Origin of the sequence: Micromonospora sp. WMMD1128 (assembly GCF_027497235.1) — a bacterium.
GTDB lineage: Bacteria > Actinomycetota > Actinomycetes > Mycobacteriales > Micromonosporaceae > Micromonospora.
Genome location: NZ_CP114902.1, coordinates 1,393,709 through 1,416,935 on the forward strand (window position 1 = coordinate 1,393,709; position 23,227 = coordinate 1,416,935).

Sequence of the window (23,227 nt, forward strand, 5' to 3'; positions counted from 1 at the left end):
AGACGCGGCATGGCGTGGAGCTGGCGGTACGAGGGCACGAACGGCGAGACGGTCGACGGGCCGGGTGAGTCGTTCACGAGTCAGGCGGACGCCGAGTCGTGGATCGGTCAGACCTGGCGGGAGCTCGCGACGTCCGGCGTCACCTCCGTCGCCCTGGTCGAGGACGACCGGGTGGAATACCGGATGAGCCTGCAGCCCCCGGCCGAATGACCGGCTACGACCGCCCGGGCGACCCGCTGGTCCTCGGCGTGCCCCGGGCGGCGTTCCGGCCGAGCCCGATCTTCCTGGCCCTGGTCGCGCTCTTCGTGGCCGGCGGGGTGATGACCTGGAACGGGTACGGCAACGTCCGGTTCGACGTCTTCCTCTTCGTGGTCGCCGGCTGGCTGGTCTCGCTCTGCCTGCACGAGTACGCGCACGCCGTGATCGCGTACCGGTCCGGCGACCGGGACATCGCGCACCGGGGCTACCTGACGCTCAACCCGCTGAAATACACCAGCCCACTGCTGTCGATCGTGTTGCCGGTGGTGGTGCTGCTGCTCGGCGGCATCGGCCTGCCCGGCGGCGCGGTCTGGGTGGACCGGCACGCCATTCCCGGCCGGCTGCGGCACACCCTGGTCAGCCTGGCCGGGCCGGCCACGAATGTGCTGTTCACGCTGCTGTTGATCGCGGCCGTGAACTGGGGGCCGTCGCTGGGCGGGCCGCTGGAGTTCTGGGCCGGCGTCGGGCTGCTGGCGTTCCTCCAGCTCATGGCGAGCGTGCTCAACCTGCTGCCGGTGCCGGGCCTGGACGGCGGCAACATGATCCAGCCCTGGCTCAGTCCCGCCTACCGGCGGATGTACGACCTGTTCGCCCCGTACGGATTCATCCTGCTCTTCGCGCTGCTCTGGAGCCCGCGGATCGGCGGCGCGTTCTTCACCGGGGTCTTCGCGGTCGGCGACGCGCTCGGCCTGCCGCGTGACTTCTATCAGATCGGGTTCTACCTGATCCGCTTCTGGCAGGGCTGACCGTGGTCGTCCCCGGGCCGGCGCACGCCGGCCCGGGGACGCCGGGCGTCAGGGACGCTGCGCCGGGCTCACGGTCTTCGCCGGGTCCCGCTCGGTGACCGGCTCGACGATCTCGTCGATCGCCTTGAGCAGGCCGGCGTCGAGCTTCACACCGGCCGCCTTCACGTTGTCGTGCACCTGCTCGGGCCGGGACGCTCCGATGATCGCCGAGGCGACGTTCGGGTTCTGGAGCACCCAGGCGACGGCGAGCTGCGGCATGGTCAGCCCGGCCTGCTCGGCGATCGGCTTGAGCTGCTGCACCCGGGTGAGCACGTCGTCGGTGAGCCATTTGGCGATGAAGTCCGCGCCGGACTTCTCGTCGGTGGCCCGGGAGCCGGCCGGCGGCGGCTGGCCGGGCAGGTATTTCCCGGAGAGCACGCCCTGGGCCATCGGCGACCAGACGATCTGGCCGACGCCCAGCTCCTCGCTGGCCGGGATCACCTCGGTCTCGATGACCCGCCACAGCATCGAATATTGTGGCTGGTTGGAGATCAGCGGGATGCGCAGCTCGCGGGCGAGCGCATGCGCCTCGCGCAGCTGCGACGCGGTCCACTCGGAGACGCCGATGTAGTGCGCCTTGCCGGCGCGCACCACGTCGGCGAACGCCTCCATCGTCTCCTCCAGCGGCGTGCTGACGTCGTAACGGTGGGCCTGGTAGAGGTCGACGTGGTCGGTCTGGAGGCGGCGCAGCGAGCCGTCGATCGACTCCATGATGTGCTTGCGGGACAGGCCGCGGTCGTTGCGGCCCGGGCCGGTCGGCCAGTAGACCTTGGTGAAGATCTCCAGCCCGTCACGGCGCTCGCCCTTGAGTGCCCGGCCGAGCACCGACTCGGCCCGGGTGCCGGCGTAGACGTCGGCGGTGTCGAAGGTGGTGATGCCGCTGTCGAGGGCGGCCCGCACGCAGGCGACCGCGGCCTCCTCCTCGACCTGTGAGCCGTGGGTGATCCAGTTGCCGTACGAGATCTCGCTGACCATCAGGCCGGAGCGGCCCAGGTGTCGGAATTCCATCCCTCGACCCTAGCCCCGCGCGGACGCCGGCGCCGTGCGGCGCTCAGCGCCCTGCCGCCGCGACAGCGCACGACGTGCGCCTGCCCGGTCGGCGTGAACCGGGCTCAGAGCACCGGCGAGGTGTCGGCGAGCAGCCGGTCGATCTCCGCGGCCACCGCGGCGTGGCCCGGGTGCACCGGGTCGATCAGCGGCTCGCCACGCCGGTCCAGCGCGCCCCAGCGGCCCGAGCCGGTGGTGACCAGGAACGCCACCGGGTGCACCACGACCGCCGGATACGCGGGCGCCACAAGCATCCGGCCGGCGCGGTCCACCACACCCCGGCGGCCGGACACCTCGACCACGGCCAGTCCGTCGGCGGTGAAACCGTCAAGCAGCCGGCCGTCGGCCAGCGGCGTGCCGAGGCCGTGGTAGCGGGTCGGCAGCACGACCTCGCCGTCCCGGTTGACCGCGCCCCATCCGCCGTTGCGCCGCACCGCGGCCAGGCCGTTGCGGAACGGCCGGACCTCCTCGTACCCGGGCGGGACCTTGACGATGTTCATCCGGTCGACGGCCATCCACCGACCCTTGCCGTCCATGGAGACCCACGACAGGCCCTCGGCGAAGCCGCCCGCCGCCCGGTAGCCGTTGTTCGCCTCGATCAGCGCTGCCCCGGTGGTGTCGATCAACGCCCAGCGGGACGCCTCCGGGCGACGCACCCAGGCCAGCCCCTCCTGGAACGGCTGCACCTCGGCGTACCGGTGCGCGATCACCATCTCGCCGTCGGCGTCCGCGTACCCCCAGAGCCGCTCGGAGTCGTCGAACGTCGCCACCGGGTACCGCGGGGTGCCGAGCACCTCCGCCCGGCCGCGCGGCGGCGGCCCGAAGCCGTCGCCGGCGGCCCGCGCCGCGACCGCGTCCAGCGCCACCTCGGTCCGCGCGTTCATCGCCGTGTCCTCGCCCTGGCGCAGGTCCAGCGCCCGCTCGAAGTGCAGGCACGCCTCGGTCAGCCGGCCCTGGTCATAGCAGGAACGCGCGGCGTGCTCGTGCAGCAACGCGCGCAACCGGTCGGGCAGTTCCGGTGAGTTCGCCTCGGCGAAGAGCCGGTCGGCCTCCGCGTGCTCGCCCCGCCAACGCAGCACCTCGGCGAGGCGCGCGCGGGCCAGCGAGGTCCGCCGCAACTCGCCGGTGGCCTCCGCGTACGTCAGGGCCAGCCGCGCGTCGGCGACCGCGTCGTCGTGGTCGCCGAGGATCCGGGACGCCACCGAGCGCAGACCCAGCAGCCGGGCCCGGCTGCGATTGTCGAGCGCGGTGCCGAGCTTGCCGGCGAGGCCGTCCCGGATCCGGCTCAGCTCCGCCGGGTCGGGCGCCTCCTCGCGCAGCGTCTCCGGGTGCAGCCGCCAGTCGACGGCGGCCAGGGCCTGCTCCGGATCCACCGGAGGCGCCGGGGCCGGTTCGTCGTCCGTCCGGGCGTCGGCCGGATGCCCCGATTCCGGGGTACACGGGCGCGGCGGCCCGTCCTTCGCATCCGATTCGGCCGGCTCGCCGGCGACCGAATGATCTTCGGGTACGTCGGTGCTGGTCGAGCTTGCTTCGGGCCTCGCGTCGTTGGCCCCGCCCGTGTCACCGTCATCGACGCCACCCGGGCCCCCATTCGGCGGGGAGGCGCCGGCCGGGCCGTTCTCCGTCCGTGCCGCACCAGCGGGATCTGTCCCGCTCGGAGCGGCGGGAGCGCTTTCGGTGAGGGCTGTGCTGCTGGTCGACTCCGTCGTGCTCGGGATCGGGCCGCCCGGATCCGCCTCGGACCGGACCTCACCGCGGTGGCCCGCCGCCGGTGCCGAACCGGTGGGCCCGCCGTCGGCAGGCGTCGGCGGCGGCGCGGCGGCGGCGGCGGCCCGGACGTCACCGCCCGGCGTCGGTACGGGCCCGTCGAACTCGGGGCGGGGGACGGAGGGTGCTGCCGGGGGCGTGGTGGGAGACGGTGTCGCGTCCGTCGCGTCCGTCGTGTTCGCCGTGTTCGCCGTGACGGACGCGTCCGCCGTGGCCGGCGGTGCGGAATCCGCGGACGGCTCGTCGTCGCTCACCGTGCGGGCCGCGCGGGCTGCCGAGCCGTCCGGAGGCGTCATGGCGACGGCGGAGGGCTGGGATGCCGTGGTGGCGGGCGGTGGTGGCGACGGTGTCCCGTCCGAGGGTGCGGACGGTTCGGGCGTCCGGGGCTCGGCCGGCTGGCGCGCACTCGGCACGACGACCCCTGTTGCCCCCGTGCGTGCGGCGGGCCCGGACAACTCTGGGGTGGCGGGGTGGCCGGCGGGATCCGTGGCGGTGACGTGGCGGCCGGTCGTGTCCGCTGAGTCGTCCCCGTAACCGAGTTCGTGGCGACGGTCGTCGGACCGTCCCGGCTCGGCGGCTGCGCCCGGGCCGGCTGCGCCCGGTTCAGCCGCTGTCTGACCGAGTTGGTCGTCGGAAGTGACCGGACGGGCCGACGTGGCCGGCTCGACCACGTCGGTCGACCGGGCGTCGTCCCGGTCGGACCGGTCGCCCGGCTGGCCGGTCTCGTCCCACTGCTCGCCCGGCTGGCCGGCGTCGAGGCGGTCCAGGTCGTCCGATCGGGTCGGCGGGCGGTCCAAGCCGTCCGATCGGGTCGGCGGGCGGTCCAGGTCGTCCGATCGGGTCGGCGGGGACACGACGGCGGGCGCGTCGTCGCCCGGAGCCGTGGCGGCGGTGTCCCTTTCCTCGGCCGCCGCCGGTTGGCTCGGCCGGAACCACGCCTCCAGGCCGCCGTCCGCCGCCCGCGATGTCCGGCGTGACTCGTCCACGGCCGGCGGGGTGCCGGTACCGACCGGTGTGACCGGCGGTGTCGGCGTGACCGGCGGGGTCGGTGTGACCGGCGGGGTCGGTGTGACCGGCGGGGTCGGTGTGACCGGCGGGGTCGACGCGACCGGCGGTGTCGAGGTGACCGGCGGTGTCGATGTGACCGGTGTGTCCCGCGGTGCGGATCGAACCGGTGCGGCGGACGTGGCCTGTGGGGGCGGCGCGACATGCGGGGTCCGGACCTCCGCGGAGCCCGCAACGGCGGGCCGGACCGGGTCCGTCCCGGGTGTCCGGGCCGGAAGGCCGGGGTAGGCGGGCGGCGCGGGGCGGCGGACCTCGTCGTGTCGACCCGGCACCGGGGGGACCGGCCGTCGCGGCTCGTCCGGTCGGGCCGGCGGTACGGGAGGGGCAGGCGCGTCGCCGCCACGGGCGCGCTGGGGTTCGTCGGGTCGGGCCCGCCACTGCTCCGGGCGGAGCCGGTGAGCGGGGGGCGCGGCGGAGTCCGACCGTCGCCCGTCCGGCTCCGGCTGCCGCCGGCGGGGTTCGGGACGTACGTCGGTCGTGGGCGGCCGAACGACTTCCGACTCGGCGCGTGGGCCGGCGTGTTCGGGGCGTGGGCTGAGGTGTTCGGGGCGTGGGCCGGCGTGTTCGGGGCGGGCGGCGGCTGGCCGGGCGTCGCGCGAATCCGGACGGGCCCGGCCGACGCCGTCTCGGCCGACGCCGTCTCGGCCGACGCCGTCTCGGCCGACGCCGTCTCGGCCGATGCCGTCTCGGCCGATGCCGTCCCGGTCGGGGCGGTGACCGTCGGCGCGGTGACCGTCCGGGCGGTGACCGTCGAGGCGCGGAACATCGGCCGGCTGGGTCGGGCGGCCGTCCTCGATTGGACGGCGGCGCTCGTCGGGCCGGTACGCGGCCGGCTCGGCGGGTCGCCGCCGCTCGATCACCGGCCACTCGCCCTGCGGCGGCCAGGTCCGGTCGTGCGGGCCGTCCCGCCGCTGGTCGACCGGGCGCGGTGCGGCGTACCGGTCGCTCTCGGCGCGTTGCGGGGCACTGCCGTGCCCGGTGGTCGGACGCGGGGTCTCGGTGTGCGCGGCCGGCTCCCGGCCCGGCCGGCCGTCCTCCCGGCGGCCGGTGGCCGGCTCGCGCCGATCGGTGTGGGGACGCGGGCCCGGGTCGCGCCAGCCGTCCCGGCGGGGCTCGCCGCGGGGGGCCCCGCCGCGTTCCGCCGGGGCCGCGTCCTGATCGCGCCGGTCGGTCGGCGGCGCGTACCCCGTCGGAGGAGTCCCGGCGGGCGGCCGACCGAAGGCCCGCCGCTCCGGGCGGTCGTCGGGAGCGGGGTCCTGCCAGCTGTCGACGTACGGCCCGTGCGGCTCGTCCGGGGTGAGTTCGCGGGACCCGTCCGAACCATGCTCGTGCCGCCAGTCGGCGGCGGGGGTGCGACGCGGGTCGGGCGACGGGCTCCACTGGACGCGGGAGGCGGACTCGCGCCCGCTCGTCGGGGCGTGGCGGTCGTCCGCCGCCCGGCGGCGCTCGGACCAGCCCGGGGCGGATCGTGAGGTCTCGTTCGGTTCCGGCGCCCAGCCCGGCTCGATCGAACCGGACCGGTACGACGCCGCCGCCGGGCGCGCCCAATGCTGGTCGAGACGCTCGGGCGGGGCCTGCCGGCCGTGCGGATGCCGGTCGTCGGGCCGGGGCCTCCGACGATCCGGGCCGGCGGGGCTGATCGGGTACGTCTCGCGCGAATCGGCCGGGCTGACCGGATAGGTGCCGACGTCCGACGCCGGGCTGATCGGGTGCGGGCTCGCCGGGCTGACCGGATAGGTGTCGTCGGGAGCAGGGCTGACCGGGCGTACCTCGGCCCGCCCGACCACGGCCTGGCGGCGTGGTGGGGGAGTCAGGTGTTCGAGGCCGATGTCGCCCGGGTAGCGCTGCCCGGGAAACTGCGGCTCCCACTCGTGGGTGGGCTCGAGCGCCCAGGCCGGTTCCGCCGGCTCGCGCCAGCTGCCCCAGCCACTCATCGGCAGCCCCTCCCGCGGCTCGCGCGGCGCGGCCCCGGAACCGGCTCGCGTCGCTCGCTCACGGCGGTGTCACCTCGTTGGAAATTGTCGCGCTCGGGCGGCGGACGTGCCGGTAGAGTCGCTCGGTCCGGCATGTCCTGGCTGCGGAAGGAGGGTAACGGCGTGGGCTCGGTCACCGCCACTGTGCCAGCTCCCCCGGCCGCACACGTTACCCCATGGTTTCGGACATTCGGCGCGATAGTGGCGGCTGGTTTCCGTCGGCACGCCACCTACCGCCAAGTGGCCGTGGCCGGCCTCGTCACCAACACCGTGTTCGGCTTCCTGCGCTGCTACATCTTCCTCGCCGCCGCCGGCGCGACCGGCACCGTGGCCGGCTACGACCGGGCCCAACTCGGCACGTTCGTCTGGGCCGGGCAGGGGCTGCTGGCGGTCATCGCCATCTGGGGCTGGACCGAGCTGGCCGACCGGATCCGCTCCGGCGAGGTGGCCGCCGACCTTTTGCGGCCGGTGCACCCGGTCACCAGCTACCTCGCCATCGACCTGGGGCGGGCCGGGTTCGCCGCGCTCGCCCGGCTGGTGCCCCCGCTGGTGATCGGTCCGATCTTCTTCGCGGTCCACGTGCCCCGGCACCTGGCGACGGTGCCGCTGTTCCTGGTCTCCGTCCTGCTCGCGGTGGTGGTCTGCTTCGGCTGCCGCTACCTGGTCAACGCCACCGCCTACTGGTTGCAGGACGTGCGGGGCCCGATGATCCTCTGGACGCTCGGTTCGGGCGCGCTCGCCGGCCTCTACTTCCCGCTCGGTTTCCTGCCCGGCGGGTTGGAGGCGACCCTGCGGTACGCCACCCCGTTCCCCAGCCTCCTCCAGGTCCCCCTGGACGTGCTCGTCGAGCGGGAGCCGCTGTCGACCGGCCTCGGCCTGGTCGGGGTGCAACTCGGCTGGGCGGTGCTGCTGCTGGCGCTCTGCCGGCTGGTCCAGCGGCGCGCCGAGCGCCGCCTGGTGGTCCAGGGTGGCTGAGCACGCCGGTGCGTCCAGGGTGGCCGGGCGCCAGGGGGTGCTGCGGGCGTACCGGGTGTTGCTCGGCGCGCAGGCGCGTTCGCAGGCGGCATACCGGACGTCGTTCGTGGTCGACCTGGTCGGCAACGTGGGCGCGACCGTGTTCGACGTGGTCACCGTCCTGGTCATCTTCGGGGTGACCCGCGAGCTGGGCGGCTTCACGCTGCGCGAGACGCTCGTCGTGGTCGGGCTCTCGTCGTGCGGGTTCGCCGCCGCCGACCTGCTGGTCGGCAACATCGAGCGGCTACCCACCTACGTCCGCACCGGCCTCTTCGACGCGGTGCTGGTCCGCCCGCTCGCCGCGCTGCCCCAACTGCTGCTGATGGACCTGCCGCTGCGGAAGGCGTCCCGGGCGGTGTTCGGGCTGGCCGTGCTGGTGTTCGCGCTCGCCTCGGCCGGGATCGACTGGACCCCGGGCCGGGTCGCGTTGGCCGTGGTCGCCCCGCCGGCTGCGGTGGTCTTCTTCGCCTCGGTCTTCGTCACCACCGCCACGGTGTCGTTCTACTGGGTCGACTCCGGCGAGCTGGCCAACTCGGTGACCTACGGTGGGCGTGACTTCACCTCGTACCCGATCACCGTCTACGGCGGCTGGTTCCGCGCGCTGTTCGCGTACGGGATGGGGTTCGCGTTCGTCAGTTACCACCCGGCGCTGGCGCTGCTCGGTCGCGCCGACCCGCTCGGCCTGCCGCCCTGGGTGGGCTGGGCTTCGCCGGGCGTCGCGGTGGTCGCGGCGGCGGTCGCCGCCCTGGCCTGGCGGGTCGGGATCCGTCACTACCGGAGTACGGGGTCATGAGCGTCATCGAGATGGACGGGCTGCGCAAGGAGTTCACGGTCCGGGTCCGGGCCGGGCGGCTGCGCCGCGAGAAGCGGAGCTTGACCGCCGTCGACGGCGTCGACCTGCGGGTGGAGCGCGGCGAGATGCTCGGCTACATCGGCCCGAACGGCGCCGGGAAGTCGACCACGCTGAAGATGCTCACCGGCGTGCTGACGCCGTCGGCCGGGCGGGCGCGGGTCTGCGGGCTGCGGCCGGTGGCTGACCGGACCCGGCTGGCGCTGCGCATCGGGGTGGTCTTCGGGCAGCGGTCCCAGCTCTGGTGGGACCTGCCGCTGCGGGACTCGTTCGACCTGCTGCGGCACATCTACCGGGTGCCGGCCGGCGAGCACGCCGCCCGGCTGACCCGCTGCCGGAGCCTGCTCGACCTGGACGAGTTCCTGGACATCCCGGTCCGGCAGCTCTCCCTCGGCCAGCGAATGCGCGGCGAGTTGACCGCCGCGCTGCTGCACGGCCCGGAGGTGCTCTTCCTGGACGAGCCGACGATCGGGCTGGACGTGGTCAGCAAACAGGCGGTCCGCGGTTTCCTGGCCGACCTGGGCGGGGTCGGTGACACCACCCTCGTGCTCACCACGCACGACCTGGCCGACATCGAACGGCTCTGCCGGCGGCTGGTGGTGATCGACCACGGGCGGGTGGTGCACGACGGCTCGATCGCCGAGCTGCACCACCGGCACGGCTCGCGCCGGATGGTCGTCGCCGAGTTGGAGTCCGCGTTGCCCGAGCCGCCGGTGCTGCCCGGCGCGCCGCTGCTGCGGACGGAGGCGGACGGGCGGCGGCTGGTCTTCGCGCTGGAACAGGCGAGCGTCGCCGAGGTGGTGGCGGCGCTCGCCGGCCTGACCACGTTGCGCGACATCTCGATCGTCGAGCCGGACATCGAGGAGGTCGTCGCCCGCCTCTACCGCAGTGAAAGGAGGGGGCCCCTGTTAACGCCTGGCGTATAGGAGGGGGCCCTTCTTAACACTCCGCTCAGACCTGGTCGCCGATGGCGACCCGGGGGGCGGGAGCGCGCATCTTGCGGAACGTGATCGACCGCATGATCGCGTAGAAGTAGAGCGAGCCCAGCTTCTCGGTGCTTCTGGGGAAGCGCTCGCGGACCAGCTTCTTGATCTTCCGGGTGATCAGCACCGAGTCGATCAGCACGCCGAGGGCCAGCGCGCCCCACAGCAGGTTGGACAGCAGCCGCACGATCGGCGGCATGGCCTGGTTGGACCCGACCAGCACGATCAGCGCGCCGCCGAAGAACCAGGTGCCGACCGTACGCCGGGAGTCGACCACGTTGCGGGCCAGCAGGCGCTCCGGGCCCCGGTCACGCGGGCCGCCCTCGCGCCGGAACTCGGCGGCGGACTCGGCGCGTGCCGTGCGGCGCTGCTCCCGGGCCTCCTCCTTGGTCAGCGGGCGGGCCGGGGCGGTCGGCCGGCGGCCGGCGGCCGGGCGCTTCGGGGTGGTCACCCCGAGCTCCTTCTTGCTCGGCGTGTAGCCCCGAGGACGGGCGGCGGCGGACTCCTCGTCGGTCGTCACCGGGGTGACGGACTCCTCGACGAGGTCGGCGGGCTTGCGACGAAACAGCGACGGCACGCCGGCAAGGGTAGCCAAACGGTCGGGCCCGGCGCACATCGCGGTGCGCCGGGCCCGGGAAGACACGGTCAGGGGCGCTCGACGTGCGCGCCGAGGTCGGCCAGTTTCGCCTCGAAGTCCTCGTAGCCCCGGTTGATCAGGTCCACGCCGTACACCCGGGAGGTGCCCTCGGCGGCCAGGGCCGCGATGAGGTGGCTGAACCCGGCCCGCAGGTCCGGGATGATCAGGTCGGCCGCGTGCAGCTTGCTCGGGCCGGCGATCACCGCGGAGTGCTTGAAGTTGCGCCGGCCGAAGCGGCACGGGGTGCCGCCGAGGCAGTCCCGGTAGACCTGGATGTTGGCGCCCATCGTGTTCAACGCCTCGGTGTAGCCGAGCCGCTGCTCGTAGACCGTCTCGTGGACGATCGACAGGCCCCGGGCCTGGGTGAGCGCGACCACGAGCGGCTGCTGCCAGTCGGTCATGAAACCGGGGTGCACGTCGGTCTCCAGGGCCACCGCGTTCAGCTCACCGCCCGGGTGCCAGAACCGGATGCCGCCCTCCTGGCCCGGATCGCCGAGCTTCGGCGGCCGGGCGTCGGTGACCTCGTACTCGCCGCCGACCGACCGGAAGATGTTCAGGAAGGTCATCATGTCGGCCTGCTGCGCGCCGAGCACCTCGACGTGGCCGCGGGTCGCCAGCGCCGCCGCCGCCCAGCTCGCCGCCTCGATCCGGTCCGGGATCGGCCGGTGGGTGTAGCCGTGCAGCTGCTTGACGCCCTGGATCTCGATCACCCGGTCGGTGTGGACCTTGATGATCGCGCCCATCTTCTGCAGGATGCAGATCAGGTCGATGATCTCCGGCTCGACGGCCGCGTTGCGCAGCTCGGTGACGCCCTCGGCCATCACGGCGGTGAGCAGCACCTGCTCGGTGGCGCCCACGCTCGGGTACGGCAGCGCGAACTTGGTGCCGTGCAGCCCGTTCGGCGCGGACAGGTGCAGGCCCTCGGGGGTCTTGTCGACAGTCGCGCCGAACTCGCGCAGCGCCTGGAGGTGGAAGTCGATCGGGCGGGGGCCGATGTGGCAGCCGCCCAGGTCGGGGATGAAGGCGTGGCCGAGGCGGTGCAGCAGCGGGCCGCAGAACAGGATCGGGATCCGGCTGGACCCGGCGTGCACGTTGATCTGATCGGTGCTGGCGCTCTCGACGTTCGACGGGTCGAAGACCAGCTCGCCGTCCTCCGTGCCGTCGGTCACCTTCACCCCGTGCAGGCCGAGCAGCCCGCGGACCACCTCGACGTCGCGGATCCGCGGCACGTCGAACAGCCGGCTGGGTGTGTCGCCGAGCAGGGCGGCGACCATCGCCTTGGACACGAGGTTCTTCGCGCCGCGCACGCGGATCCGCCCTTCGAGCGGAGTGCCTCCGTGTACGACCAGGACGTCGTCGGTCAACGCAACCTCCAGCGCGTTGGGTACTGCCGTGTAGGTGAGGGTCTGCAATGTTTCTCGCTACCCGGATCGCGGCCGTCGGAAAACTGGCCCGCGTGTGTCGTCGCCCCGGCAGCATAGCCCTCCGTGACGAAAATGGAATCGGTCACATCACCAGCGGGGGCACGAACCGGTGCTTCCGGTGCACATACGTGCCAGTCAGGTTACCGACGGTGATCAAGCGCCCGGCAGGGCGAGCATCTGGTCCAGCGCCGCCCGGGCGTGTCCGGCGGTGTCGGGATCGACCGTGATCTGGTTGGCCACCCGGCCGGCGACCAGTTCCTCAAGCGCCCAGACCAGGTGCGGCAGGTCGATCCGGTTCATGGTCGAGCAGTAGCAGACCGCCCGGTCGAGAAACATGACCTGCTTGTCCGGGTGGGCCAGCGCCAGCCGGCGGACCAGGTTCAGCTCGGTGCCCACGGCCCACGCCGAGCCGGCCGGGGCCGCCTCGATGGTCTTGATGATGAACTCGGTCGACCCCACCAGATCGGCGGCGGTGACGACCTCGTGCCGGCACTCCGGGTGCACCAGGACGTTGACGCCGGGCACCCGCGCCCGCACGTCGTTGACGCTGTCGAGGGTGAAGCGGCCGTGCACCGAGCAGTGCCCCCGCCACAGGATCATCTTCGCGTCGCGCACCTGCTCCGGGGTGAGCCCGCCGCCCGGCTTGTGCGGGTCGTAGAGCACACAGTCGTCGAGCGAGAAGCCCATCTCCAGCACCGCCGTGTTGCGGCCCAGGTGCTGGTCGGGCAGGAACAGCACCTTGCGGCCCTGCTCGAACGCCCAGTCCAGGGCCCGCTTGGCGTTGGACGAGGTGCAGACCACCCCGCCGTGCCGGCCGACGAAGCCCTTGATGTCGGCGGAGGAGTTCATGTACGTCACCGGGACGGTGTCCGCCGCGACGCCCAGGTCGGTCAACGTGTCCCAGGCGGTCTCGACCTGCGACAGGACCGCCATGTCGGCCATCGAGCAGCCGGCGGCCAGGTCGGGCAGGATCACCTTCTGCGCGTCCGAGGTGAGGATGTCCGCGCTCTCTGCCATGAAGTGCACGCCGCAGAAGACGATGTATTCCGCGTCCGGGCGGGCCGCCGCCTCCCGGGCCAGCTTGAACGAGTCGCCCGTCACGTCGGCGAACTGGATCACCTCGTCGCGCTGGTAGTGGTGGCCCAGCACGAACACCTTCGTGCCGAGCGCGGCCTTCGCCGCCGCCGCGCGGGCCACCAGGTCGGGGTCGCTCGGCGCGGGGAGGTCACCCGGACACTCCACGCCACGCTCGGTGGCGGGGTCGCTGCCGCGGCCGAGGAGCAGCAGCGCAGTGGCGGTGTTGGAGGGCTCAACCCAGGTCGACGTCACGCCCCCATGGTCCCACAGCCCGGCCGCCGCGCAGCCGCCCGCGATGTGGCCTGCCACACTGCTCGGCATGCGCGTGCTGCTCTGCCCGGACAAGTTCGCCGGCACGCTGTCGGCCCCCGAGGTGGCCGCCTCGGTGGCCGAGGGCTGGCGAAGCGTCGCACCCGGTGACGAACTGCTGGTGAAGCCACTCGCCGACGGCGGCCCCGGCTTCGTCGCGGTGCTCGCCGGGGCGCTCGGCGGGCGGCGGATCCCGGTGCCCACGGTCGACCCGCTCGGCCGGCCCGCCGCCGGTGAGATCCTCCTCACCGACGACGGGGTGGGGTACGTGGAGAGCGCGCAGGCGTGCGGCCTGCACCTGCTGTCCGCAACGGAACGCGACCCGAAGGCGACCACCTCGTACGGGCTGGGGCTGCTGGTCACCGCCGCGGTCGAGGTGGGCGCGCGGACCGTGGTGATCGGGCTGGGCGGCTCCGCCACCAACGACGGCGGCGCCGGGATGCTCGTCCCGCTCGGCGTCACCGGCCTCGACGCCGCCGGCCGGGCGCTGCCGTACGGCGGGGCGGCGCTGGCCGGGGTGGCCGCGCTCGACGGCGTACCCCGGTTGCGTGGCGCGGCGCTCGTCGCCGCCACCGACGTGGACAACCCGCTGCTCGGCCTGCACGGCGCCAGCAACGTCTTCGGGCCGCAGAAGGGCGCCGACCGGGCGGACGTGCTGCTGCTGGACGCCGCGCTGGAACGGTGGGCGGACGTTCTCGCCGAGCTGCCCGACTGCCCGCCGGGGCTCGGCGCGCTGCCCGGCGGTGGCGCGGCCGGCGGTCTCGGCGCGGCGGTGCTGGCGCTCGGCGGCCGGTGTGAATCGGGCATCGGGCTGGTCACCCGGGCGGTCGGCCTGGACGCCGCGCTTGACGCCGCCGACCTGGTGGTCACCGGGGAGGGTTCCTTCGATCACCAGTCGCTGCGCTGCAAGGTGGTCGCCGGGGTGGCCGGGTCCGCCCGCGACCGCGGCGTGCCCTGTGTGGTGCTGGCGGGACGGGTGAGCACCGGCCGGCGGGAGGCCGCCGCGGCCGGCGTCACCGAGGCGTACAGCCTGGTCGAGCACTTCGGCGGCGAGGAACGCGGGGGAGTGGCGGCGGCGATGGAACGGCCCGCCGAGGGGCTGCGGGCGCTCGGCGCCCGCCTGGCCGGCCAGTGGAGCCGCTGACCGGTTCCGCTGGTCACGCCACCGGGTGGGCGCGCCGGCCGCGGCGTACGATCGGAGACGGACCACCGGGAATACTGGCGGACGTGCGGCGTTGGCCAGTACGTCCGGACCTCATACCGCGCAGGGAGACTTCCACGTGACCACGCCAGCGCAGACCGAGTCGACCGAGGCCACGCCGGCCCCCAGCACCGTCGTCCTGACCGACGTCGCGGCGCAGAAGGTCAAGGCCCTGATCGAGCAGGAGGGCCGCGACGACCTGCGGCTCCGGGTCGCCGTGCAGCCGGGTGGCTGCTCCGGCCTGCGGTACCAGCTCTTCTTCGACGAGCGGTCGCTCGACGGTGACGTCGTCACCGACTTCGGCGGTGTCGAGGTCGTCGTCGACCGGATGAGCGCCCCCTACCTGACCGGCGCCACCATCGACTTCGCCGACCGGATCGACGCCCAGGGCTTCACCATCGACAACCCGAACGCCGGCAACTCCTGCGCCTGCGGCGACTCGTTCAGCTGAGTCGACACCGCCGACGCCTGACCTGACGGCGGGGCCGTCCTCCCGGGGACGGCCCCGCCGTTTTGTCATGGCCGGCCGGTGTCCGGACGGTGTCGTCCGGTTGTGCACCCGGCGACCGACCGCCGTTCGGACATTCGGAGCGCCCGGTAGGCTGACCGCGCCGTGCTCCCGACCACGAGGGTTGACATGAAGATCGCCGTAACCGGCTCGATCGCGACCGACCACCTCATGAGCTTCCCCGGCCGCTTCGCCGACCAGCTCATCGCCGACCAGCTCGACAAGGTCTCGCTGTCCTTCCTCGTCGACGAGTTGGTGCTGCGGCGCGGTGGCACGGCCGCCAACATCGCGTTCGGCATGGCCCAGCTCGGGCTGCGGCCGGTGCTGCTCGGCGCCGTCGGCGCGGACTTCGCCGACTACCGCTCCTGGCTGGAGCGGCACGGCGTCGACTGCGACTCGGTGCACGTCAGCGACGTGGCGCACACGGCCCGCTTCGTCTGCACCACCGACACCGACATGTGCCAGATCGCCTCCTTCTACGCCGGGGCGATGAGCGAGGCCCGCAACATCGAGCTGCGCCCGGTGGCGCAGCGCCTCGGCGGTCTCGACCTGGTGCTGGTGAGCGCCAACGACCCGGCGGCCATGATCCGGCACTCCGGCGAGTGCCGGGACCGGGGTTACCCGTTCGTCGCCGACCCGTCGCAGCAGCTCGCCCGGATGGACGGCGCGGACGTGCTCGGTCTGGTCGACGGCGCGGAATACCTGATGACCAACGAGTACGAGAAGTCGCTGCTGCTGAGCAAGGCCGGCCTGACCGACGAGCAACTGCTGGACCGGGTGAAGGTGCGGGTCACCACGCTCGGCAAGCAGGGCGTGGAGATCGCCGGCCGGGAGATCGGCGTCGTCCGGGTGCCGATCGCGCGGGAGATCCAGGCGGTCGACCCGACCGGCGTGGGCGACGGCTTCCGCGCCGGTTTCTTCGCCGCGCTCGGCTGGGGGGTCGGGCTGGAGCGCGCGGCCCAGGTCGGTTGCCTGCTCGCCACCCTGGTGCTGGAGAACTTCGGCGGTCAGGAGTACGAGGTCCGCCGGGACCTGTTCGTGAAGCGGCTCGCCGAGTCGTACGGGGACGCGGCCGCCGAGGACGTCCGGCCGCACCTGCGGTGAGCGAGGCGGTCGGGCCGGTGCTCGTCGTCTTCGCCGGGCTGCCCGGTGTGGGCAAGAGCACGCTGGCCGCCCAGGTCGGCGTCGCGCTGCGCGCCCCGGTCCTGCCGGTCGACCCGGTCGAGCGGGCCCTGGCCCGGCACGGCCCGGTCGGTGACGGGCTCGGGATGGCCGCGTACGACGCGGTCGCCGGGCTCGCCGAGGTGCAGCTCGGCCTGGGGTTGAGTGTGGTGATCGATGCGGTGAACCCGGTGGCCGGTGCCCGTGGCCTCTGGCACGACCTGGCCGAGCGGGCCGGCGTGCCGCTGCGGTTGATCGAGGTGCACTGCGGGGACGAGGCGGAGCACCGGCGCCGGATCGAGGCCCGCCCGCCCGCCGAGCACGGGACCGTGACCTGGGAGCAGACGCTTGTGCGCCGGGCCGAATACGAGCCGCTGATCGGCCCACGTCTGGTGGTCGACACCGCCGTGGCGACCGACCCCCTCCCCGGCATCCTCGCGTACCTCACCTGACCGCCGCCGTGTTAACCGGGGCCCCTTCCTCTACCGCAGGCGTTAAGCGGGGGCCCCGCCTTGCACCCGCACGTCGTAGGCGGGGCCGGCGTTCGGGTGGGCGGCGAGGAACTCGTGGCCGCGCATCCGGCAGAAGGCCGGGATGTCCACCGCCGCGGCCGGGTCGTCGGCCAGCACCCGGACCACCGACCCGGTTGGCAGGCCGGGCAGCCGCCGGGCGAGGTTGATCACGGGCAGCGGGCAGCGCTGGCCACGGCAGTCGAGCACCTCGTCCGGCTCGCTCACCGCGCTCACAGGTTCGTCACCCCCGCCTCGGCCCGCAGGTCCGCGACGATCCCGGGCAGCTCGGCCAGGAACCGCTCCACGTCCGCCTCGGTGGTCTCCCGGTGCAGCGACACCCGCACGTTGCCGTGCGACAGCACCCCCATCGCCTCCAGCACGTGCGACGGGCGCAGCGTCGACGAGGTGCAGGACGAGCCGGAGGAGACCGCGAAGCCGCGCCGGTCCAGCGCGTGCAGCAGCGCCTCACCGTCCACGTACAGGCAGGAGAACGTCACCAGGTGCGGGAGCCGGTCCACCGGGTCGCCGACCACCTCCACGTCCGGCACCTCCGCCGCCACCCGGGCCCGGATCCGGTCCACCAACGGCGTCAACCGGGCCGCCTCGGTGGCGGCGTCGGCCGCCGCCGCGCGCAGGCTCGCCGCCGCGGCCACCACCGCCGGCAGGTTCACCACCCCCGGGGTACGCCCCGACTCCCGCTCGTCGGCCGGGTACGGCGACTCCCACCGGGTGCCCTTGCGCACCACGAGCAGGCCGACGCCGGGCGGCCCACCCCACTTGTGCGCGCTGCCGGTGAGCACCGACCAGCCCGACGGCAGCGGCGCCCGGCCGACGAGCTGCGCCGCGTCCACGTACAGCGGCACCCCCGCCTCGGCGCAGAGTTCCGCCGCGGCCGGCACCGGCTGCACCGTGCCCACCTCGTGGCTGGCCCCGATCAGCGCCGCGAGGGCCACCCCGGGCGCGGCCACCGCCGCCGCCCAGGCGTCCAGGTCCAGCCGGCCGGACCGGTCCACCGGTACGGAGACCGCCGCGCCGCCGCCGGCGACGTGCCGCGCCGCGGCGTGCAGCACCGCCGAGTGTTCGATCGCCGAGTGCGCGAGCGTCGTACCGGCCCGGCGTCGCCCGGCCAGGCCACCCAGCACGGCGGCGTGCGCGGCGGCCGTACCGCTGGGGGTGAAGGACAGCTCGTCGGCGCGGACGCCGAGGGTCTGCGCGGCGGCCTCCCGGGCGGCGTCGAGGAGCTGGCGGGCCCGGCGGGCCGGCGCGTAGAGCCGGGCCGGGTCCGCCCAGCCGTCGTCCAGGGCGGCCAGCATCGCCTGCCGCGCGACCGGGTGGAGCGGTGCGGCGGTGGCGGCGTCCAGGTAGACCGGCGAGTCACTCATGACGCTCCACGCTATCGCCCGGGTACGCCCAAGATCCCCCGATGGGGGCGGACAGTGACCCCAACACGGTCAGGCCGGTCATGGTCGAGTAATCTGCGACCGTCGGTGACGCCTTTGCCGTCGGTGTCAGGGAAACAACCGCCGCGGCGCGCTAGGGAGGCAGGACCAGGTGGTCGCAAGGAGTTCGGAGGTACGGCCGTCGGCCGTACGGCACAGCGCTTCCCCGGGGGCCGGTGGGCGTCGGCGTGGTGCTGGGCGGATCGCCGGGCTCGGTCTCGGCGGAGCGGCGCTGCTTGTCGCGCTCACCGGCTGTGACGTCGGCAAGACCTTCGGCGGCTTCGGCTGGCCGCAGGGTGGCATCACGCCCGAGTCGAACCGGATGTACGACCTGTGGATCGCCTCCTGCATCGCGGCGCTCGCGGTCGGCGTGTTCGTCTGGGGCCTGATCTTCTGGTGCGTGATCCGCTACCGCAAGCGCGGCAACGAGCTGCCGGTGCAGACCCGTTACAACCTGCCGATGGAGTTCCTCTACACCATCGCGCCGATCCTCGTGGTCTCCGTGCTCTTCTACTACACGGCGGTCGTGCAGACCGATGTGGTGAACGAGTCGAAGAACCCCGACGTCACCGTCGAGGTCGTCGCCTTCAAGTGGAACTGGCAGTTCAACTACCGCGACGGACAGGGCCGCGACGCCAACACCGTCGCCTCGGTGCTGGGCACCAGCGAGGTCATCCCGGTGCTGGTGCTGCCGAGCGGCCGGTCGATCCGGTTCGAGGAGCAGAGCCGCGACGTCATCCACTCGTTCTGGGTGCCGGAGCTGCTGTTCAAGCGCGACGTGATGCCGGGCAACATCCGGAACTCCTTCGAGGTCTCCAGCATCGACCAGGAGGGCGCGTTCGTCGGCCGCTGCGCCGAGCTGTGCGGCAGCTACCACGCGTTCATGAACTTCGAGCTGCGGGTCGTCTCGCCGGACAAGTACGAGCAGTTCCTGGCCGCCAAGAAGGGCGGCAGCTCGACCCAGGACGCGCTCAAGGCGATCGGCGTGGACGAGTACGCCACCACCACGAAGCCCTTCGACACGCGGCGCAACACCGCCAACTTCAACCCGTCCGACGCGACGGCCGGCGCGGGAAGCTGAGGGGTCCGGCATGAAGACCGAGTGGAAGATCTTTCTGACCATCGCCGGGTTCCTCCTCGGCGCCACCATCCTCTACGGCGCGTGGACGCACGGCGAGGGCGGCAACGTCGAGTGGGTCGGCACCGTCGCCCTGCTGCTGTCCTTCCTGCTGTGCGCGATGTGCGGCGGCTTCTTCTGGTTCGTCTCCCGCCGGATCGACCTGCGTCCGGAAGACCGGCCGGACGGCGAGATCGCCGACGGCGCCGGTGAGATCGGCTTCTTCAGCCCGGGCAGCTACTGGCCGTTCGGCCTGGCCCTGGCCGCCGCGATCGCCGGCCTGGGGCTCGTGTTCTGGCAGTTCTGGCTGCTGGGGCTGGGCCTGGTAGCGGTGGTCTTCGCCGCGTGCGGGCTCCTCTTCGAGTACTACTCCGGCACCCGCCGCACCGCCGAGCACTGACCCCTCTCCGACCGTCGCAGGCCCGCGTCCCCCACCGGGGCCGCGGGCCTGCCGCTTCCCCTCCCCCCTCTTGCCCCACCCCCCCCCCGCCCACGCGGCTGCCTCCCCCCAGCCCCTATCCTTCCCCGGGCGCGCCTGCCCCCGTTGATCATGAGGTTGGCGGCGACAATCCGGACAACCGATGCCGCCAACCTCATGATCGACGGGCCTGGTCATCGATCCGCGGCCTACCGTCCTCTGCTCGGCGCCCGTCGCCTGGTCACGGGTTGCCGACTGCGAGGTCGGTCGTCGGTAGCGGCGCGACCTCTTGGCCGTCGGCCTGGAGCCACCAGGGGTGGCGCGGGGTCGACAACGGTGGGGCGATGCACCGGGTGGACGGATCGGATTCGACGCGAGGGGTCGGCGTCGATCAGAGATCTTGGTACGAAACGGCCCCTCCAGGGGCCGTTTCGTACCAAGATCTACGCGGGTTCTCGGTAGGCGGGACGTGCATCTTGGAGAGTGGTCCCGGGTGGGGAGTGAGCGCGGGCGGAGCCTGTGCTGCGCCGGTGGAGACCGCGCTCTGCTCGGCGGCATCAGCCCGCTGTCTGCGCTTGTCGGCCGTCCGCTCGGGGAGAGGGAGCGCCCGCCTCCGGACGGACCTGCCCGGATTGCGGTCGCTCGCCCTGCCCGGCGGTCGGTCGCCGGTCCGGCGGCGTGGCGGTGGGGGAGGGCCAGGCTGCGGCGTCGACCGGCGGGTGCGGCGGGGTGGCGGGGTGGGTCAGGCGGCGTGGCGGTGAGAGGGGCGTGGCGCGCGCCGGCGGGCCGGGCGGAACGCGATCATGGCGACCAGCATGGCCGCCCCGCAGCCCGTGCACACCAGCTCGGGGCAGTCGGCGCCGTGCCCGTCGCCGCAGAACGGCGTCTCGAACAGCACGACGCCCTCACAGCTGTCGCAGTAGAGTTCGCGGTCCGACACGGGCGTCTCCTCTCGCTCCGGCCGGCCGAGGCGGGGAGCCATCGCCCCAACAGAACCATCGACCGAAAGCGGAAAATTACTCCCCTGTAGTTTGGCACGCGGGTATGACAGGGACCCGTTCAGGCGGCGCGCGCGACGTCCAGCCAGCGGTCCAGCACGGCTGCGGCGGCACCCGAGTCGACCGACTCGGCGGCCCGGCCGAGGTTGGCGCGCAGCGCCTCGTGCAGGTCACCGTCGAGTGGACCCTGGGTCGCCAGTGCCGCCGCGGCGTTCACCAGCACGGCGTCCCGCACCGGGCCGGTCTCGCCGGCCAGCAGCCGCCGGACCACGTCGGCGTTGTGGACCGCGTCTCCGCCCCGCAGGTCCGCCAGGGTGGCCCGGGGCACCCCGAGCTCCGTCGCGTCCAGCAGCACCTCCCGGACGGCGCCCTGCTGGGCGACCCAGACGCGGGTCGGGGCGCCGGTGCTGAACTCGTCCAGCCCGTCCTCGCCGCGCAGCACGACCGCCGAGTCGCCGCGGGCCGCGAAGACGGCCGCCATCACAGGTGCCATCCGCCGGTCGAAGCAGCCGACCGCAGCCGCGCGGGGCCGTGCCGGGTTGGTCAGCGGACCGAGAAAGTTGAACGCCGTGGGGATGCCGATCTCCCGCCGTACCGGGCCGGTGTGCCGCATGCCCGGGTGGAACCGGGCGGCGAAGCAGAAACCGATGCCGGCCTCGGTGACGCAGCGGGCCACCTGCTCCGGCGTCAGGTCGAGGGGCACCCCGAGCTGCTCCAGCACGTCCGCGGTGCCGCAGGAGGAGGAGGCGGCCCGGTTGCCGTGCTTGACCACGCGTACCCCGGCGCCGGCGGCCACGAGCGCCGCCATGGTGGAGATGTTGACCGTGTGGGCGAGGTCCCCGCCGGTGCCCACCACGTCGAGCGCGGTGGCGCGGACGTCCTCGGGCAGGCGCACCGGCACCGCGCGGGTCAGCATCGTCTCGACCAGGCCGCCCAACTCGGACGGTGTCTCGCCTTTGGTGCGCAACGCCACGACGAAGCCGGCGATCTGGGCCGGGGTGGCCGAGCCGGCCATGATCTCGCCCATCGCCCAGGCGGTGTCGGCGGTGGAGAGCTCCTCGCCGCGCAGCAGCGCGTTGAGCAGAAGCGGCCAGGTCCGTTCGCCCATGGCGGGCCTCCCGAGCGGCGTGAGTGAAGCAGTGGGGCGCGCCACGGCCGCGTCGCCGTGGCGTCGAGTGGATTGGTGCCGCGGGGGTGGATCAGGCCGCGGCGTGGGTGCGGCCCAGCAGCTCGGCCACGGTGCTGCCGGCGGTCACCGGGTCCAGCGGGTGGGTCAGCGTGGCGTCGACCTCGGCGTACGCGGCCAGCCACCGGTCGGCGGCGCGGGCCAGCACGACGCAGGTCGGCGGCGCGTCGTCCCGGTCGTCCTTGATCTGCCGGGCGATGCCGATGCCGCCGCCGGGGCTCGCCTCACCGTCGAGCAGGAGCAGGTCGATCTCGTAGTCGTCGACCAGCCGGACGCAGCCGGCGTAGTCGGCGGCCTCGACGAACTCGATCTCGATGCCGGGTGCCGGGCGGGTGCCGACGGCGAGCCGCATCCGGTCCCGGACCTTCGGGTCGTCGCTGTAGAGCAGGACGGTGCAAAGACGATCGCTCATCGTGACGTGGCTCCCACCTCGTAGCTGCCCGCTGATCGTAGCGGTCGTCACAGTCAGCCCGTGGGCCCGGCCCCGGCGCTCGCCTCGGCAGCGCGTTCGCGGGCCTCCTGGCGGTCGAGCTCGCGGTCGAGCCGGCGGGCCTCGCGCTCGGACTGTTTGATCCACTGCACCACGAGCACGGCGAGCATGGTGACGCTGACGAACTCGCCGCCGGCCCAGAGGATGCCACCGGCGACCACCTGGTCGTTGCGGGGGTCGGACCAGGCCAGGTTCAGCGACGGGTACCAGTCGCCGCCGAGCAGCGTGGCGCTCTGCATGATGGTGAGCCCGAGCACGGTGTGGAACGGCACGGACAGCAGCATGAGCAGCGCGCGGGCCGGGTAGGGCCAGCGGCCGGGTAGCGGGTCCAGGCCGAGCAGCGGCCAGAAGAAGACGCAGCCGGTCAGGATGAAGTGGGCGTGCACCAGCTCGTGCGCCCACTCGTGCCGCAGGGTGAACTCGTAGAGGTTGGTGAAGTAGAGCACGAACGGGTTCGCCACGAAGATGGCGAACGCCACGAGCGGGAAGGTGTAGATCCGGGCCACCCGGCTGTGCACGACCGCGAGCAGCCGCTTGCGGGGTCGCACCGGCAGCGTGCGCAGCGCCAGCGTCACCGGGGCGCCGAGGGCCAGGAAGATCGGCGCGACCATGGCCAGCACCATGTGCTGCACCATGTGCACGGAGAGCAGTGCGGTGTCGTACGCGCCGAGCCCGCTGACCGTGACCAGGGCGATGCCGCCCAGCCCAGGGCCGAGGAACGCCACCGTGCGGAGCACCGGCCAGCGGTCGCCGCGCAGCCGCAGCCGGTGCACCCCGTAGAGGTAGAGCCCGGCGGCGAGCACCAGGCCGAGGGTGAGCCAGCTCTCCAGCCGCGTCTCGGTGAGCACCCGGGCCACGGTGAACGGCGGCGGGGCGGCCTCGCCTCCGGCGGCCAGGGTCGCCGAGGTGGCGGCCAGGATCTGATCGACGTGCAGCACGCTTTTCAGCGTAGGTCAGGCGAAGCGGACGACCACGATCGGGCCACCGTGGGTGCGGGTTTGCCACCCC

At 73.6% G+C, this 23,227-nt stretch carries 22 protein-coding genes; 11 read left to right on the forward strand and 11 right to left on the reverse strand.

What is annotated here, in order from left to right; all coding sequences use genetic code 11:
• Positions 1-9: 9 nt before the first annotated feature.
• The gene (locus tag O7602_RS06760) at positions 10-210 is read left to right on the forward strand and encodes a hypothetical protein (RefSeq protein ID WP_281587358.1); all 201 of its coding nucleotides are present in this window, start codon (positions 10-12) and stop codon (positions 208-210) included.
• Positions 207-1,004 (forward strand): site-2 protease family protein, encoded by a 798-nt coding sequence (locus O7602_RS06765; RefSeq protein ID WP_281587359.1) that lies wholly within the window; start codon positions 207-209, stop codon positions 1,002-1,004. The genes O7602_RS06760 and O7602_RS06765 overlap by 4 nt, the downstream gene beginning before the upstream one ends.
• Before the next feature lie 48 nt (positions 1,005-1,052).
• On the opposite strand, the gene O7602_RS06770 is transcribed toward O7602_RS06765, so the two are convergent.
• A complete protein-coding gene (locus O7602_RS06770) occupies positions 1,053-2,051 on the reverse strand; it encodes an aldo/keto reductase family protein (RefSeq protein ID WP_281587360.1) in 999 nt (332 codons plus the stop codon).
• 104 nt (positions 2,052-2,155) lie between these two features.
• Positions 2,156-3,463, reverse strand: coding sequence for a WG repeat-containing protein (locus O7602_RS06775; protein WP_281587361.1), 1,308 nt, complete (start codon positions 3,461-3,463; stop codon positions 2,156-2,158).
• Positions 3,464-7,018: 3,555 nt separating this feature from the next.
• Here O7602_RS06775 and O7602_RS06780 point away from each other — a divergent pair.
• Genes O7602_RS06780 through O7602_RS06790 form a run of 3 tightly spaced genes read left to right on the forward strand, consistent with a single transcriptional unit; the run spans position 7,019 to position 9,685 of the window.
• Complete coding sequence (locus tag O7602_RS06780; RefSeq protein WP_348651327.1) at positions 7,019-7,870, forward strand: ABC-2 family transporter protein; 852 nt, start codon at positions 7,019-7,021, stop codon at positions 7,868-7,870.
• Entirely contained in the window at positions 7,863-8,702 is an 840-nt protein-coding gene (locus O7602_RS06785; RefSeq protein WP_281587363.1) for an ABC-2 family transporter protein, read from the forward strand. Before O7602_RS06780 ends, O7602_RS06785 begins: the two co-directional genes overlap by 8 nt.
• Positions 8,699-9,685 carry an ATP-binding cassette domain-containing protein gene (locus O7602_RS06790; RefSeq protein ID WP_281587364.1) on the forward strand — a complete coding sequence of 329 codons (987 nt, stop codon included), beginning with the start codon at positions 8,699-8,701 and terminating at the stop codon, positions 9,683-9,685. Before O7602_RS06785 ends, O7602_RS06790 begins: the two co-directional genes overlap by 4 nt.
• A 25-nt stretch (positions 9,686-9,710) precedes the next feature.
• Here O7602_RS06790 and O7602_RS06795 read toward each other — a convergent pair whose 3' ends face one another.
• The 3 genes from O7602_RS06795 to nadA form a co-directional block, all read right to left on the reverse strand.
• Positions 9,711-10,319 carry a DUF3043 domain-containing protein gene (locus O7602_RS06795; RefSeq protein WP_281587365.1) on the reverse strand — a complete coding sequence of 203 codons (609 nt, stop codon included), beginning with the start codon at positions 10,317-10,319 and terminating at the stop codon, positions 9,711-9,713.
• Positions 10,320-10,387: 68 nt separating this feature from the next.
• A complete protein-coding gene (gene murA / locus O7602_RS06800; protein ID WP_281587366.1) occupies positions 10,388-11,791 on the reverse strand; it encodes a UDP-N-acetylglucosamine 1-carboxyvinyltransferase in 1,404 nt (467 codons plus the stop codon).
• Positions 11,792-11,956: 165 nt separating this feature from the next.
• On the reverse strand, positions 11,957-13,132 hold the full coding sequence (gene nadA / locus O7602_RS06805) for a quinolinate synthase NadA (protein ID WP_281587367.1): 1,176 nt from the start codon (positions 13,130-13,132) through the stop codon (positions 11,957-11,959).
• 43 nt (positions 13,133-13,175) lie between these two features.
• Between nadA and O7602_RS06810 the strand changes: the two genes are divergently transcribed.
• From O7602_RS06810 to O7602_RS06825, 4 genes are all read left to right on the forward strand, one after another.
• Complete coding sequence (locus tag O7602_RS06810) at positions 13,176-14,333, forward strand: glycerate kinase (RefSeq protein ID WP_281587368.1); 1,158 nt, start codon at positions 13,176-13,178, stop codon at positions 14,331-14,333.
• Between the two features lie 136 nt (positions 14,334-14,469).
• The gene (gene erpA / locus O7602_RS06815; RefSeq protein WP_281587369.1) at positions 14,470-14,841 is read left to right on the forward strand and encodes an iron-sulfur cluster insertion protein ErpA; all 372 of its coding nucleotides are present in this window, start codon (positions 14,470-14,472) and stop codon (positions 14,839-14,841) included.
• 186 nt (positions 14,842-15,027) lie between these two features.
• On the forward strand, positions 15,028-16,002 hold the full coding sequence (locus O7602_RS06820; RefSeq protein WP_281587370.1) for a carbohydrate kinase family protein: 975 nt from the start codon (positions 15,028-15,030) through the stop codon (positions 16,000-16,002).
• Complete coding sequence (locus O7602_RS06825) at positions 15,999-16,511, forward strand: ATP-binding protein (protein WP_281587371.1); 513 nt, start codon at positions 15,999-16,001, stop codon at positions 16,509-16,511. The genes O7602_RS06820 and O7602_RS06825 overlap by 4 nt, the downstream gene beginning before the upstream one ends.
• A gap of 42 nt (positions 16,512-16,553) precedes the next feature.
• Here the strand turns inward: O7602_RS06825 and O7602_RS06830 are convergent, their stop codons facing one another.
• Together O7602_RS06830 and O7602_RS06835 are read right to left on the reverse strand one after the other, a co-directional pair.
• Positions 16,554-16,796, reverse strand: coding sequence for a sulfurtransferase TusA family protein (locus tag O7602_RS06830; protein ID WP_281590165.1), 243 nt, complete (start codon positions 16,794-16,796; stop codon positions 16,554-16,556).
• Positions 16,797-16,801: 5 nt separating this feature from the next.
• A complete protein-coding gene (locus tag O7602_RS06835; RefSeq protein ID WP_281587372.1) occupies positions 16,802-17,953 on the reverse strand; it encodes an aminotransferase class V-fold PLP-dependent enzyme in 1,152 nt (383 codons plus the stop codon).
• Positions 17,954-18,122: 169 nt separating this feature from the next.
• Here O7602_RS06835 and coxB point away from each other — a divergent pair, with 169 nt between their 5' ends.
• Both coxB and O7602_RS06845 read left to right on the forward strand, forming a co-directional pair.
• A complete protein-coding gene (gene coxB / locus O7602_RS06840; protein WP_281587373.1) occupies positions 18,123-19,091 on the forward strand; it encodes a cytochrome c oxidase subunit II in 969 nt (322 codons plus the stop codon).
• Positions 19,092-19,101: 10 nt separating this feature from the next.
• Complete coding sequence (locus O7602_RS06845; protein ID WP_281587374.1) at positions 19,102-19,527, forward strand: cytochrome c oxidase subunit 4; 426 nt, start codon at positions 19,102-19,104, stop codon at positions 19,525-19,527.
• A 760-nt stretch (positions 19,528-20,287) separates the two neighbouring features.
• Here the strand turns inward: O7602_RS06845 and O7602_RS06850 are convergent.
• The 4 genes from O7602_RS06850 to O7602_RS06865 form a co-directional block, all read right to left on the reverse strand.
• The gene (locus tag O7602_RS06850) at positions 20,288-20,485 is read right to left on the reverse strand and encodes a hypothetical protein (RefSeq protein ID WP_281587375.1); all 198 of its coding nucleotides are present in this window, start codon (positions 20,483-20,485) and stop codon (positions 20,288-20,290) included.
• A 119-nt stretch (positions 20,486-20,604) separates the two neighbouring features.
• Positions 20,605-21,651, reverse strand: a complete 1,047-nt coding sequence (gene trpD / locus O7602_RS06855; protein ID WP_281587376.1) for an anthranilate phosphoribosyltransferase — start codon at positions 21,649-21,651, stop codon at positions 20,605-20,607.
• Between the two features lie 91 nt (positions 21,652-21,742).
• Positions 21,743-22,141: a hypothetical protein gene (locus O7602_RS06860; protein ID WP_281587377.1), complete on the reverse strand. Its 399-nt coding sequence runs from the start codon at positions 22,139-22,141 to the stop codon at positions 21,743-21,745.
• 53 nt (positions 22,142-22,194) lie between these two features.
• The gene (locus tag O7602_RS06865) at positions 22,195-23,139 is read right to left on the reverse strand and encodes a cytochrome c oxidase assembly protein (protein WP_281590167.1); all 945 of its coding nucleotides are present in this window, start codon (positions 23,137-23,139) and stop codon (positions 22,195-22,197) included.
• Positions 23,140-23,227 lie beyond the last annotated feature (88 nt).

Bases quoted from the DNA above. Each gene is read 5' to 3' on its own strand.
- O7602_RS06835 (WP_281587372.1), bottom strand. From the start codon at position 17,953: ATGAGTGACTCGCCGGTCTACCTGGACGCCGCCACCGCCGCACCGCTC.
- O7602_RS06765 (WP_281587359.1), top strand. From the start codon at position 207: ATGACCGGCTACGACCGCCCGGGCGACCCGCTGGTCCTCGGCGTGCCC.
- O7602_RS06860 (WP_281587377.1), bottom strand. From the start codon at position 22,141: ATGAGCGATCGTCTTTGCACCGTCCTGCTCTACAGCGACGACCCGAAG.
- O7602_RS06770 (WP_281587360.1), bottom strand. From the start codon at position 2,051: ATGGAATTCCGACACCTGGGCCGCTCCGGCCTGATGGTCAGCGAGATC.
- trpD (WP_281587376.1), bottom strand. From the start codon at position 21,651: ATGGGCGAACGGACCTGGCCGCTTCTGCTCAACGCGCTGCTGCGCGGC.
- O7602_RS06760 (WP_281587358.1), top strand. From the start codon at position 10: ATGGCGTGGAGCTGGCGGTACGAGGGCACGAACGGCGAGACGGTCGAC.
- O7602_RS06820 (WP_281587370.1), top strand. From the start codon at position 15,028: ATGAAGATCGCCGTAACCGGCTCGATCGCGACCGACCACCTCATGAGC.
- O7602_RS06845 (WP_281587374.1), top strand. From the start codon at position 19,102: ATGAAGACCGAGTGGAAGATCTTTCTGACCATCGCCGGGTTCCTCCTC.
- O7602_RS06810 (WP_281587368.1), top strand. From the start codon at position 13,176: ATGTGGCCTGCCACACTGCTCGGCATGCGCGTGCTGCTCTGCCCGGAC.
- O7602_RS06790 (WP_281587364.1), top strand. From the start codon at position 8,699: ATGAGCGTCATCGAGATGGACGGGCTGCGCAAGGAGTTCACGGTCCGG.